The sequence below is a fragment of the Quadrisphaera sp. DSM 44207 genome (genome assembly GCF_900101335.1).
Classification (GTDB): domain Bacteria; phylum Actinomycetota; class Actinomycetes; order Actinomycetales; family Quadrisphaeraceae; genus DSM-44207.
This window is the reverse complement of the sequence record NZ_FNKA01000001.1, coordinates 819,970-833,007: the sequence shown is the minus strand read 5'-3', so window position 1 is coordinate 833,007 and position 13,038 is coordinate 819,970. Positions and strand designations below refer to the sequence as shown.

At 74.7% G+C, this 13,038-nt stretch carries 11 protein-coding genes and 1 tRNA gene; 10 read left to right on the top strand and 2 right to left on the bottom strand.

Going from position 1 to position 13,038, the window contains the following annotated elements:
• Positions 1 to 22: 22 nt before the first annotated feature.
• Complete coding sequence (locus BLS82_RS03915) at positions 23 to 1,129, bottom strand: LacI family DNA-binding transcriptional regulator (RefSeq protein WP_092861708.1); 1,107 nt, start codon at positions 1,127 to 1,129, stop codon at positions 23 to 25.
• A gap of 72 nt (positions 1,130 to 1,201) precedes the next feature.
• Between BLS82_RS03915 and BLS82_RS03910 the strand changes: the two genes are divergently transcribed.
• Complete coding sequence (locus BLS82_RS03910; RefSeq protein ID WP_092861706.1) at positions 1,202 to 2,473, top strand: MFS transporter; 1,272 nt, start codon at positions 1,202 to 1,204, stop codon at positions 2,471 to 2,473.
• 11 nt (positions 2,474 to 2,484) lie between these two features.
• Positions 2,485 to 3,609, top strand: a complete 1,125-nt coding sequence (locus BLS82_RS03905) for a UDP-N-acetylmuramate dehydrogenase (protein ID WP_255378084.1) — start codon at positions 2,485 to 2,487, stop codon at positions 3,607 to 3,609.
• Between the two features lie 28 nt (positions 3,610 to 3,637).
• On the opposite strand, the gene BLS82_RS03900 is transcribed toward BLS82_RS03905, so the two are convergent.
• A complete protein-coding gene (locus tag BLS82_RS03900; RefSeq protein ID WP_176818910.1) occupies positions 3,638 to 4,894 on the bottom strand; it encodes a pyridoxal phosphate-dependent aminotransferase in 1,257 nt (418 codons plus the stop codon).
• Positions 4,895 to 5,070: 176 nt separating this feature from the next.
• On the opposite strand from BLS82_RS03900, the gene BLS82_RS03895 reads away from it, so the two are divergent.
• The 8 genes from BLS82_RS03895 (at position 5,071) to rpoB (ending at position 12,951) form a co-directional block, all read left to right on the top strand.
• Positions 5,071 to 5,143, top strand: a tRNA-Trp gene (locus tag BLS82_RS03895).
• A 100-nt stretch (positions 5,144 to 5,243) separates the two neighbouring features.
• Complete coding sequence (secE, locus tag BLS82_RS03890) at positions 5,244 to 5,501, top strand: preprotein translocase subunit SecE (protein WP_176818909.1); 258 nt, start codon at positions 5,244 to 5,246, stop codon at positions 5,499 to 5,501.
• 63 nt (positions 5,502 to 5,564) lie between these two features.
• Positions 5,565 to 6,341, top strand: a complete 777-nt coding sequence (gene nusG, locus BLS82_RS03885; RefSeq protein WP_255378083.1) for a transcription termination/antitermination protein NusG — start codon at positions 5,565 to 5,567, stop codon at positions 6,339 to 6,341.
• Positions 6,342 to 6,430: 89 nt separating this feature from the next.
• Complete coding sequence (gene rplK, locus BLS82_RS03880) at positions 6,431 to 6,862, top strand: 50S ribosomal protein L11 (RefSeq protein ID WP_092861700.1); 432 nt, start codon at positions 6,431 to 6,433, stop codon at positions 6,860 to 6,862.
• 133 nt (positions 6,863 to 6,995) lie between these two features.
• Positions 6,996 to 7,712, top strand: a complete 717-nt coding sequence (rplA, locus tag BLS82_RS03875; protein WP_092861698.1) for a 50S ribosomal protein L1 — start codon at positions 6,996 to 6,998, stop codon at positions 7,710 to 7,712.
• A 304-nt stretch (positions 7,713 to 8,016) separates the two neighbouring features.
• Positions 8,017 to 8,604, top strand: a complete 588-nt coding sequence (rplJ, locus tag BLS82_RS03870; RefSeq protein ID WP_092861696.1) for a 50S ribosomal protein L10 — start codon at positions 8,017 to 8,019, stop codon at positions 8,602 to 8,604.
• Between the two features lie 67 nt (positions 8,605 to 8,671).
• Positions 8,672 to 9,067, top strand: a complete 396-nt coding sequence (gene rplL, locus BLS82_RS03865; RefSeq protein ID WP_092861694.1) for a 50S ribosomal protein L7/L12 — start codon at positions 8,672 to 8,674, stop codon at positions 9,065 to 9,067.
• A 407-nt stretch (positions 9,068 to 9,474) separates the two neighbouring features.
• Positions 9,475 to 12,951 (top strand): DNA-directed RNA polymerase subunit beta, encoded by a 3,477-nt coding sequence (gene rpoB / locus BLS82_RS03860; RefSeq protein ID WP_092861692.1) that lies wholly within the window; start codon positions 9,475 to 9,477, stop codon positions 12,949 to 12,951.
• Positions 12,952 to 13,038: the final 87 nt, after the last annotated feature.

Sequence of the window (13,038 nt, the reverse complement as noted above, 5' to 3'; positions counted from 1 at the left end):
GCCCAGGCCGGCTCGCGCCGGTTCAGAGCGGGGGCGGCCCGGTGGTCGTGCCGCGCCGCAGCCGCACCGGCAGGTCCACGTCCGGCGGGGACTCCCCGCGCAGCAGCGCGGCCACCATCCGCCCGGCGGCCCGGCCCTTCTCCGCCGCCGGCTGCTCGACCGTGGTGAGCACCGCGCCGCCCAGCCAGGGCGTCTCGATGCCGTCGTAGCCGGCGACCGAGACGTCCTGCGGCACGCGCAGCCCCAGCTCCTGCGCGGCGAGCACCGCGCCCACCGCCAGCAGGTCCGACTGCGCGACCAGCGCGGTGGGGCGGCGGCCGGGGGGCAGGGGGCGCCCGGCGCCGTCGGCGAGCAGGGCCCGCGCCGCCAGCGCGCCCTCCTCGCGCTGGTTGCCGGCGCACTCCCACACGCCGCTCGGGGCGAGCACGTCCTCGACGCCCAGCAGCCGCAGGCGCGCGTCGTCGTAGCCGGGCGCCGCGCACCGGCGAGCGGCGTCCAGCGGCCCCCGCCGCCCGTCCAGGCGCCACGGGAGGGTGGCCACCGCGACGCGCCGGTGGCCCAGGCGCACGAGCTCGCGCGCGAGATCCGCGCTGGAGCCGCGGTTGTCGACGTCGACGAGGTGCACCCCGGGCGCGCGCGGGCCCTCGATGCCCACCACGGGCACGCCGCGGCGCAGCAGCAGGTCCACGGCCGGGTCCGCCGGCCCGCCGCAGGTGGCGTAGACGACGGCGTCCACGGGCACGTGCGCCACCCGCGCCAGGCGCCGATCGTCGTCCTCGCCGCCCGAGAGCAGGAGCAGCGCGGAGCCCAGCGCCCCGACCTCCTCGGCGAGCCCGTCGAGGGTGGCGACCGCGAACGGGTCGGCGAAGGCGTAGCCGAGCCGCTCCCCGACCACCGCGCCGACGACGCCCGAGCGCCCCTGGCGCAGCGAGCGCGCCAGGGGGTCCGGGCCCGGGTACCCGAGCTCGGCGGCCGCGGCCAGCACCCGCTCGCGCGTGGGGGGCGCCACGCGGGCGTCGCCGGCGAAGGCCAGCGACGCCGTGGACGCCGAGACCTCCGCGCGCGCGGCGACGTCCCGCAGCGTCGGCCGGCGCGGCGGCGCGCCGCTGGCTTGACCGGTGGCTGGCACGGGGTCGACGATAGGTGTCGAATCGATTCGATCTGCAGCGGGCCCTCGTCCCGCCGGCCTCCTGGGAGCACCGTGCCCTCGTCCTCCGCGCCGTCCTCCGGGTCCTCGGCCGCGCCCGCGCCGTCCCGCCGCGCCGTCCTGGCGGCCCGCACCGCGGTCTTCGCCGCCTTCGCCCTCAACGGCTTCGGGTTCGCCTCCTGGGTCTCGCGCCTGCCCGAGACCCAGGAGGCGCTTGCGCTGAGCCCGGGCCGGCTCGGGCTGCTGCTCCTCGTGGGCGCGGTCGGGTCGGTGGCGGCCCTGCCGCTCGCCGGGGGCATCGCGGCGCGCGTGGGCCCGGCCGCGACCGTCGCGGCCTCCGCGGTGCTCACCACCGCGGGGCTCGCCTGGGCCGGCGTCGCCGCCCACCTGCTGCACTCGCCGCTGCTCACCGGGGCGGGGCTGCTGGCCCTCGGCGTCGGGATGGGCCTGTGGGACGTCGCGATGAACCTCGAGGGCGCCGCCGTCGAGCGCCACCTGGGCCGCAGCATCATGCCGGCCTTCCACGCCGGGTTCAGCTCCGGCACGGTGGCCGGTGCGGCCGGCGGCGCGCTGGCCGCGTGGCTGCGGGTCCCGGTGCAGGTGCACCTGGCCGTCGTGGCGGTGCTGGCCGCGACCGTCGTCGTCGTCCAGGCGCGCTCGTTCCTGCCGCGCGCCGTGGGCGGGGCGCCCTCGGGCGGTGGCGCGGCGCACGGCGGGCGCGGCTCGGCGCTGTCGGCCTGGACCGAGGGGCGCACGCTGCTCGTCGGCGTCCTGGTGCTCTCGGCCGCCTTCACCGAGGGCACCGCGAACGACTGGCTGAGCATCGCCCTGGTCGACGGGTACGGCGCCTCGCCCGCGCTCGGCGCCCTCGGCTTCGCGGCCTTCGTCACGGCCATGACGATCGCGCGCCTGGCGGGCACGAGGGCGCTGGACCGCTGGGGCCGCGTGCCCGTGCTGCGCGCGACGATGCTGCTGTCCCTGGCCGGCGTGCTGGTCTTCGTCCTCGGCGGCTCCTACGCCGTCGCCGTGGTCGGGGCCCTGGTGTGGGGCGCCGGCGCCTCGCTCGGCTTCCCCGTGGGCATCAGCGCCGCCGCCGACGACCCGGTGCGCGCGGCGCAGCGGGTCAGCGCGGTCTCCACCATCGGGTACACGGCCTTCCTCGCCGGCCCCCCGCTGCTGGGCTTCCTCGGCGACCGCGTCGGCGTGCTCTCCGCCCTGCTCGTCGTCGCGGCCGTCGCCGTGCCGTCCCTGCTCGTCAGCCGCGTGGCGGCCTCGCCGCCGGCCGCGGAGCGCCGGGAGCGCGCCGCGGCGCCGGCCGACGCCTAGCCTGGTCGCTCGTGAGCACCCCCGCGACCACCGCCGCGAGCACCGCCGCGAGCACCGCCGCGAGCACCCCCGTCGGCGCTCCTGCGGGCGCTCCCACCGCGGGCGCCGTCGTGCGCCTGGCAGACCTGACCACGCTGCGCGTCGGCGGGCCGGCCCGGCGCCTCGTGGGAGCGCGCACCGAGGACGAGCTCGTGGACGCCGTCCGCTCCGCCGACGCGGCGGGGCAGCCGGTGCTCGTGGTCGGCGGCGGGTCGAACCTGCTCGTCGGGGACGGCGGGTTCGACGGCACCGTCGTGCTCGTGCGCACCGGCGGCGTGCGGGTGGAGTCCGCCGACGCCTGCGGCGGGGCGCTGGTGCGGGTCGCGGCGGGGGAGGACTGGGACGCCCTGGTCGCCCGCACCGTGGCGGACGGCCTCGCGGGGATGGAGGCCATGTCCGGCATCCCGGGGTCGACCGGCGCCACGCCCGTGCAGAACGTCGGCGCCTACGGCCAGGAGGTCGCGGACACCCTCGCTCGCGTCACCACCTGGGACCGGCGCGAGGGCCGGCGGCGCACCTTCGCCGCCGCCGAGTGCGGCTTCGGCTACCGCTGGTCGCGCTTCAAGGCCGAGCCGGGCCGCTTCGTCGTCCTCGACGTCGTCTTCCAGCTGGCCCTCTCCGAGCTGTCGACGCCCGTGCGCTACCCCGCGCTCGCGGGAGAGCTCGGCGTCGCGGTCGGGCAGCGGGTGCCGCTGGCGGACGTGCGCGAGGCCGTCCTGCGCCTGCGCCGCCGGCGCGGGATGGTCGTGGACGCGCACGACCCCGACACCTGGAGCGCCGGCTCGTTCTTCACCAACCCGGTGCTCGACGCCGCGGCGGCGGCCGCGCTGCCGCAGGGCGCGCCCCGCTTCGACGCCGGCGGCGGGCGCGTGAAGACCAGCGCGGCGTGGCTGATCGAGCACGCCGGCTTCGCCCGCGGCCACGGGCTGCCCGGCCCGGCGGCCATCTCGACCAAGCACACCCTCGCCCTGACCAACCGGGGCGGCGCGAGCGCGGCCGACGTCCTGGCGCTGGCGCGCGAGGTGCGCGACGGGGTGCGCGAGCGGTTCGGCCTCGAGCTCGTCCCCGAGCCCGACCTCGTCGGCTGCTCCCTCTGACCCGCGCGCAGGACGCGGTGGCGCCGGGTCAGCGGGCCTCGGCGAGCAGGGCCTGGATCCGGCCGACGCCCTCGACGAGGTCGTCGTCCCCGAGCGCGTACGACAGGCGCAGGTAGCCGGAGGGCCCGAACGCCTCGCCGGGCACGACGGCGACCTCGGCCTCCTCCAGCACCAGCTCCGCCAGATCCGCGGACGTCGTCGGCGTGCGCCCGCGGATGCTGCGCCCGAGCACCCCGTGCACGCTCGGGTAGGCGTAGAACGCCCCCTGCGGCATCGGGCACTCGACCCCGTCGACGTCCGAGAGCATCGAGACCATCGTGCGGCGGCGCCGGTCGAACGCCTCGCGCATCGCCGCCACCGCGCTCAGGTCGCCGCTGACCGCCGCGAGCGCCGCGCGCTGGGAGACGTTGGCGACGTTCGACGTCAGGTGCGACTGCAGGTTCGTCGCCGCCCGCACGACGTCGGTCGGGCCGATCATCCAGCCCACGCGCCAGCCGGTCATCGCGTACGTCTTGGCCACCCCGTTGAGCACGACGCAGCGCTCGGCGAGCTCCGGCACCTGCACCGGCGCCGAGGCGGCCACGGCGCCGTCGTAGACGAGGTGCTCGTAGATCTCGTCGGCGACCACCCAGATCCCGGCCTCGGCCGCCCAGCGCCCGATCTCGCGCACCAGCTCGGGCGGGTGGACCGCGCCGGTCGGGTTGGACGGCGAGCACAGCAGGAGCACCTTCGTCGCGCTGGTGCGCGCGGCCTCCAGCTGCTCGACGGTGACCAGGTAGCCCTGGTCCTCGCCGGCGAAGACCTCCACCGGCACCCCGCCGGCCAGGCGGACGGCCTCGGGGTACGTCGTCCAGTACGGCGCGGGCAGCAGCACCTCGTCGCCGGGGTCGAGCAGCGTCGCGAAGGCCGTGTAGACGGCCTGCTTGCCGCCGTTGGTGACGAGCACCTGCTCGGGGGCCACCTCGTACCCGGAGTCGCGGGCGGTCTTGGCCGCGATCGCGGCGCGCAGCTCGGGCAGCCCGGCGGCGGGGGTGTAGCGGTGGTCGCGCGGGTCGCGGCACGCCGCGACGGCGGCCTGCACGATCGCCTCCGGGGTGGGGAAGTCCGGCTCGCCCGCGCCGAAGCCGATCACCGGCCGGCCGGCCGCCTTCAGCGCCTTCGCCCGCGCGTCCACGGCGAGCGTGGCCGACTCGGCGATGCCGCCGACGCGGGCGGAGACGCGCCGCCCGGCGGCGCGGGCGGGGGCGGGTGCGGGGGAGGGGGCTGCGGCGGGCGGCTGGCTCACGTCGCAGGATCCTCCCACCGCGCGCCCGCGGCCTCGACCGGGACGTGCGGTGCGGGGCCGGCGGTGCGGCGGTTCGACCCGGGACGCCGCCGCCGCGTATGCTGGGCGCCCGGTGGCTCCGTGCTGCCCGCTGGCCGCACCACGGGTGCCGGTGCGGCGGGGGCGGTCGCTGCCGAAGGGCAGTGGCGCAACTGGCAGCGCACCGGTCTCCAAAACCGGCGGTTGTGGGTTCGAGTCCCACCTGCCCTGCGCGAGCGCCCCGCCGGTCCGCCGGCGGGGCCCGCACAGGACGTCGGACGCCGCGCGGCGACCGCCAGCACGCAGTCGACAGGAGAGGCGCAGGAGCCACGTGACCGAGACCCGAGCGGGTGGCGCCCACGGCGCCCCGTCGCGCCCGCAGCGCCGCCCGGGCCTCCTCGCCCGCCTCTCGCTGTTCCTGCGCCAGGTCGTCGCCGAGCTGAAGAAGGTCGTGCGCCCCACGCGCGACGAGCTGGTGACCTACACGTCGGTCGTGCTCGTGTTCGTGGTCGTGGTGATGGTCTACGTCTCCCTCCTCGACCTCGGGTTCGGGCGGCTGGTGCTGTGGGTCCTCGGCGGGGGCGGCTGACCCGCCGCCGTCCGCGCCAGCCCGAGCTCCCACCCGGCACCACCGCAGGAAGCAGGTCCCACCGTGTCCGAGAACACCCCCGAGAGCGGGAGCACCGGCGGCTACCTGGACGTCGACCTCGACGTCCGGCTCGGCGTCGACGACGCCCCGGAGGACGAGCAGCACGCCGCTGCGGCCGCGGCGACCGCTCCCTCCGCGGCGCCCGCTGCGGACACCGCTCCGGCCACCGCGGGCGGCGAGGACGACGACGTCGACCCCGTCGAGGAGTTCAAGGCGCAGCTGCGCCGGGCGCCGGGCGACTGGTACGTCGTGCACTCCTACGCCGGCTACGAGAACCGGGTGAAGGGCAACCTGGAGAACCGCATCTCCAGCCTCAACATGGAGGACTACATCTTCCAGGTCGAGGTGCCCATGGAGGAGGTCCGGGAGATCAAGAACGGGCAGCCGAAGACGGTGCGCCGCGTGCGCATCCCGGGCTACGTGCTCGTGCGCATGGACCTCACGGACGAGTCCTGGGGCGCCGTGCGGCACACCCCCGGCGTGACCGGCTTCGTCGGGCACACCCACCAGCCGGTGCCGCTGAGCCTGGAGGAGGTCTTCTCCATGCTCGCCCCGACGCTCGCCCCCAAGGAGACCAGGGCGGCCAGCCGGCCGGCCCCGGTCACCGAGGTCGACTTCGAGGTCGGCGAGTCCGTCACGGTCATGGAGGGCCCCTTCGAGACCATGCCGGCGACGATCTCGGAGATCAACGTGGACCGCCGCACCGTGCAGGTCCTGGTCTCCATCTTCGGCCGCGAGACGCCGGTCGAGCTCTCCTTCGGCCAGGTCGCCAAGATCTGACGCCGCGCACCACAGCACCCACGCACCGACTCCCGCACCGACCCCGCACCGCGCCGGGCAGCGACCCGGCGACCGACACGAGGACCGCCATGCCCCCCAAGAAGCGAGTCTCCGGGCTCATCAAGCTGCAGATCAACGCCGGTGCGGCCACGCCGGCCCCGCCGATCGGCCCCGCCCTGGGCCAGCACGGCGTGAACATCATGGAGTTCTGCAAGGCCTACAACGCCGCGACCGAGGCCCAGCGCGGCAACGTGATCCCGGTCGAGATCACGGTCTACGAGGACCGCTCCTTCACCTTCGTCCTCAAGACCCCGCCCGCGGCGGAGCTGATCAAGAAGGCCGCCGGCGTCGCCAAGGGCTCCGGCACCCCGCACACCACCAAGGTGGCCTCCCTGAGCACCGCCCAGGTGCGCGAGATCGCCGAGCAGAAGATGGCCGACCTCAACGCCAACGACGTCGACGCCGCCAGCAAGATCATCGCGGGCACCGCCCGCTCGATGGGCATCACCGTCCAGGACTGACCCGGGAAGCAGCGCGCCCTCCCGCGCGCTGCACCCGGTGCGTCCCCCGGGGCGCCGCACGACGCACGGCGCGGGCACCCCGCGCCGGTGGGAGGGCCGCCCGGCCCGCCGACCACGACCCAGGAGAAGACCCGTGAAGCGCAGCAAGGCCTACCGCGCCGCCGCCGAGAAGATCGACCGCGAGCGCTCCTACGCACCCCTCGAGGCCGTCCGCCTCGCCAAGGACACCTCGGTCACCGCCTACGACGCCACCGTGGAGGTGGCGCTGCGCCTCGGCGTGGACCCGCGCAAGGCCGACCAGATGGTCCGCGGCACCGTGAACCTGCCGCACGGCACCGGCAAGACCGCCCGCGTGCTGGTCTTCGCCACCGGCGAGCGTGCCGCGCAGGCCGAGGCCGCGGGCGCGGACGTCGTCGGCGGCGACGAGCTGATCGAGCGCGTCGCCGGCGGCTTCCTCGACTTCGACGCCGCCGTCGCCACGCCGGACCTCATGGGCAAGGTCGGCCGCCTCGGCCGCGTGCTCGGCCCGCGCGGCCTGATGCCGAACCCGAAGACCGGCACGGTGACCATGGACGTCGCCCGGGCCGTCACCGAGATCAAGGGCGGCAAGATCGAGTTCCGCGTCGACAAGCACGCGAACCTGCACTTCGTGATCGGCAAGGTCTCCTTCGGCGAGCAGCAGCTCGTGGAGAACTACGCCGCCGCCCTCGAGGAGGTGCTGCGCCTGAAGCCCGCGGCGTCCAAGGGCCGGTACGTGGAGAAGGCGACCATCGCCACCACCATGGGCCCGGGCGTGCCGGTGGACCCGAGCCGCACCCGCGACCTGCTGGAGGCGGACGCTCCCGCCTGAGCCCTGGCTCGACGCGCGCCCGAGGGCCGCCGCCCCGCTGCTGCAGCGGGACGGCGGCCCTCGCCATGTGGTGAGCGCGCCCGCGCGGGCGTGTATCCTGGTCGATGCCGAAGACCGCCGGTCGCCGCCCGCCAGGGAGGCCGAAGGTCCCGCTCCGCGGGCGTCCAGCGCAGGTGTGACGAGATCCCCGGCCGCGCTGCGCGCGGCCCTGCGAGCCCCGTGCGCCCTGCGCCGGGGCTCTCCGCGCGTCCGGGCCCTTCCCGCACGTCCCGTGCACCGGCAACCACCCCGGGAAGGAGGGTCCATGGCCAGGCCTGACAAGGCGGCAGCAGTCGCCGAGCTCACGGACCGGTTCCGCACGTCCAGCGCGGGGGTTCTGACCGAGTACCGCGGGCTGACCGTCGCCCAGCTCAAGGAGCTGCGCCGCTCGCTCGGCGAGCACGGCAGCTACGCGGTCGTGAAGAACACCCTCACCGCCATCGCGGCCAAGCAGGCGGGCCTCGACGCGTTCGACGGCCAGCTGTCCGGCCCCACCGCGATCGCGTTCATCACCGGCGACCCCGTGGAGGCCGCCAAGGGCCTGCGCGCGTTCGCCCGCACCAACCCCCAGCTGGTGATCAAGAGCGGGTACCTCGAGGGCCGCGCCCTCACGGCCGCCGACGTCTCCAGCCTCGCGGACCTGGAGTCCCGCGAGGTCCTGCTGGCCAAGCTGGCCGGCGCGCTGAAGGCGTCGCTCACGCGCGCCGCGTACCTGTTCAACGCGCCGCTGTCGCAGGCCGTCCGCACCGTGGACGCGCTGCGCGCCAAGGTCGAGGAGGCCGGCGGCGCGCCGGCCCCGGCCGCGCCCGCCGACGACGCCCCCGCGGCGGAGCAGGCGGCGTCCGAGGCCTGAGCCGCCTCACCGCACCACCCCGATCCACCGCCCAGACCGTGCACCACCCAGCGAGGAGGACGCCACCATGGCGAAGCTGTCCACCGACGAGCTGCTCGACGCGTTCAAGGACATGACGCTGATCGAGCTGTCGGAGTTCGTGAAGAAGTTCGAGGAGACCTTCGAGGTCACCGCCGCGGCCCCCATCGCCGTCGCGGGCGCCGCCCCGGCCGCCGGTGGCGGTGGCGCCGAGGCCGAGGCCGCCGAGGAGCAGACGGAGTTCGACGTCGTCCTCGAGGCCGCCGGCGACAAGAAGATCCAGGTCATCAAGGAGGTGCGCGCCCTGACCAGCCTCGGCCTGAAGGAGGCCAAGGACCTCGTGGACGGCGCCCCCAAGCCCGTCCTGGAGAAGGTCGCCAAGGACGCCGCCGACAAGGCCCGGGCGCAGCTCGAGGGCGCCGGCGCGACCGTCTCCGTCAAGTGAGGCGCGCTGCCTGAGGCAGCAGCACCACGAGCACGGCCAGCACCACGGCACCACCAGCACCACGGCACCGCCGGCGGCGCCGGTCCCCGCGCAGGGGGCCGGCGCCGCCGGCGCGTGCGGGGCGGGAATGCGCAGGGGGCGTGCGGCGCTGAGGTGGGTGCGGTACCGACAGCGTGCTCCGGCGCGCCGCTGCTTGACGTGCCCGAGGACGGCGTGCATGCTCGACGCCGCCACGGGAGCACCAGCGGTCGACGGAGACCGCGCCCCCCGGACGCGCCGTTGGACTTGTGCGCTCGGGCGGGCTAGGCTACCGGTTTGCGCACACCCATGCTCACCTGAGGCCGGTACCGGTCGAGGGTCGATCGGCGCGCGCACGCATCGCCTGCAGGCCCGTGGAAGGACTCCTCTTGGTCGCCTCGCGCACCTCGCTCCGCTCCAGCTCCACCTCCGCGGCCACCCGCCGCGTCTCCTTCGCCAAGATCCGCGAACCGCTCGACGTCCCCGACCTGCTCGCCCTCCAGACGGAGAGCTTCGACTGGCTGCTCGGCAACGAGCGCTGGCGCGAGCGCGTCGCCCAGGCCAAGACCACCGGCGAGGTCCCCGAGACCTCCGGCCTCGAGGACATCTTCGAGGAGATCTCCCCGATCGAGGACTTCTCGGGCTCCATGTCGCTGTCCTTCCGCGACCACCGCTTCGAGCCGCCCAAGTACTCCCTGGAGGAGTGCAAGGAGCGGGACATGACCTACGCCGCGCCGCTGTTCGTCACGGCCGAGTTCATGAACGCCACCACCGGCGAGATCAAGAGCCAGACGGTCTTCATGGGCGACTTCCCGCTCATGACCCCGCGCGGCACGTTCGTCATCAACGGCACCGAGCGCGTCGTCGTCTCCCAGCTCGTGCGCTCCCCGGGCGCCTACTTCGAGCGCGCCATCGACAAGACCTCCGACAAGGACGTCTTCACCGCAAAGATCATCCCGTCGCGCGGCGCGTGGCTGGAGTTCGAGGTCGACAAGCGCGACATGGTCGGTGTGCGCATCGACCGCAAGCGCAAGCAGTCGGTCACGGTGCTGCTCAAGGCGCTGGGCTGGACCGACGCCCAGATCCTCGAGGAGTTCGGGCAGTTCGAGTCGGTGCGGGCGACGCTGGAGAAGGACAGCACCGCTGGCCAGGACGAGGCGCTGCTCGACATCTACCGCAAGCTGCGCCCGGGCGAGCCCCCGACGCGCGAGGCGGCCCAGACGCTGCTCGAGAACCTGTACTTCAACCCCAAGCGCTACGACCTGGCGAAGGTCGGCCGCTACAAGCTCAACCGCAAGCTGGGGCTGGAGGAGCCGCTGAGCGCGGGCACCCTCTCGGTCGAGGACATCGTCGCCACGATCCGGCTGCTGGTCACCCTGCACGCCGGGGGCTCGACGATGAAGGGTCGCCGCGGCGGCCAGGACGCCGAGATCCGCGTCGAGGTCGACGACATCGACCACTTCGGCAACCGGCGCCTGCGCGCGGTCGGCGAGCTGATCCAGAACCAGGTGCGCACCGGCCTCTCGCGCATGGAGCGCGTCGTCCGCGAGCGGATGACGACCCAGGACGTCGAGGCGATCACACCGCAGACGCTGATCAACATCCGCCCCGTCGTGGCCTCCATCAAGGAGTTCTTCGGGACGAGCCAGCTCAGCCAGTTCATGGACCAGACCAACCCGCTGGCCGGTCTGACCCACAAGCGCCGCCTGTCCGCGCTCGGCCCCGGCGGCCTCTCGCGCGACCGCGCCGGCATGGACGTGCGCGACGTGCACCCCTCGCACTACGGGCGCATGTGCCCGATCGAGACCCCGGAGGGCCCGAACATCGGCCTGATCGGGTCGCTGTCCAGCTACGGGCGGATCAACCCGTTCGGCTTCGTGGAGACCCCGTACCGCCGGGTGGTCGCCGGCCGCGTCTCCGACGAGGTGCACTACCTGACCGCGGACGAGGAGGACGAGCACGTCATCGCGCAGGCCAACGCGCCGCTGACGGGCGACGGCTCCTTCGCCGAGGCGCGCGTCCTGGTGCGCGCGAAGGGCGGCGAGGCCGAGTTCGTGCCGGCCGACGAGGTCGACTACATGGACGTCTCCCCGCGCCAGATGGTGTCGGTGGCGACGGCGATGATCCCCTTCCTCGAGCACGACGACGCCAACCGCGCGCTCATGGGCTCGAACATGCAGCGCCAGGCGGTGCCGCTGGTGCGCGCCGAGGCGCCCCTGGTGGGCACGGGCATGGAGCTGCACGCGGCCGTGGACGCCGGCGACGTGCTCGTGGCCGAGAAGCCGGGCGCGGTGACGCAGGTCTCCGCCGACGCGGTGACCGTGGCCAACGACGACGGCACGACCAGCACCTACCGGCTGGCGAAGTTCCGCCGCTCCAACCAGGGCACCTCGTACAACCAGCGCGTCCTCGCGGTGGAGGGCACCCACGTCGAGGCCGGCACGGTCCTCGCCGACGGCCCCTCGACCGACCAGGGGGAGCTGGCGCTGGGCCGCAACCTGCTCGTGGCGTTCATGCCGTGGGAGGGCCACAACTACGAGGACGCGATCATCCTCTCCCAGCGGGTCGTGCAGGACGACGTCCTGTCCTCGATCCACATCGAGGAGCACGAGGTCGACGCCCGCGACACCAAGCTGGGCCCGGAGGAGATCACCCGGGACATCCCCAACGTCGCCGAGGAGGTCCTGGCCGACCTCGACGAGCGCGGCATCATCCGCATCGGCGCCGAGGTCGTCCCCGGCGACATCCTCGTCGGCAAGGTCACGCCCAAGGGCGAGACCGAGCTGACCCCGGAGGAGCGGCTGCTGCGCGCGATCTTCGGCGAGAAGGCGCGCGAGGTGCGCGACACCTCCCTGAAGGTGCCCCACGGGGAGTCCGGCACGGTCATCGGCGTGAAAGTCTTCGACCGCGAGGACGGCGACGAGCTGCCCCCGGGCGTGAACCAGCTGGTGCGCGTGTACGTCGCCCAGAAGCGCAAGATCACCGACGGCGACAAGCTCGCCGGCCGCCACGGCAACAAGGGCGTGATCTCCAAGATCCTCCCGGTCGAGGACATGCCGTTCCTCGAGGACGGCACGCCGGTCGACATCGTGCTCAACCCGCTCGGCGTGCCGGGCCGCATGAACGTCGGCCAGGTCCTCGAGCTGCACCTGGGCTGGATCGCCAAGCAGGGCTGGGCGATCGAGGGCGCCCCGGAGTGGGCCGTGCGCATCCCCGAGCAGGTGCGCGAGGTCGCCCCGGACACCCCGGTCGCCTCCCCGGTCTTCGACGGCGTCTCCGAGGACGAGATCACCGGGCTGCTGGAGTCGACGACCCCGACGCGCGACGGCGTCCGCCTGGTCGACGGCACCGGCAAGGCGCGGCTGTTCGACGGCCGCTCCGGCGAGCCGTTCCCGGAGCCGGTGTCGGTGGGCTACATGTACATCCTGAAGCTGCACCACCTCGTGGACGACAAGATCCACGCCCGCTCCACCGGCCCCTACTCGATGATCACGCAGCAGCCCCTGGGCGGGAAGGCCCAGTTCGGCGGCCAGCGGTTCGGCGAGATGGAGGTCTGGGCGCTGGAGGCGTACGGCGCCGCCTACGCCCTGCAGGAGCTGCTGACGATCAAGTCGGACGACGTCCTGGGCCGCGTGAAGGTCTACGAGGCCGTCGTCAAGGGCGAGAACATCCCCGAGCCCGGGATCCCCGAGTCCTTCAAGGTGCTCATCAAGGAGATGCAGTCCCTGTGCCTGAACGTGGAGGTCCTCTCCAGCGACGGCACGTCGATCGAGATGCGGGAGACGGACGACGACGTCTTCCGGGCCGCCGAGGAGCTGGGCATCGACCTGTCGCGTCGCGAGCCCAGCAGCGTCGAGGAGGTCTGATCGCCGCCGGCGGCCGGCCCACCGGGCCGGCCGCCGGGAGCGGCGCGACCTCACCCCACAGCACCACCTGAGCACCACCTGAGCGAG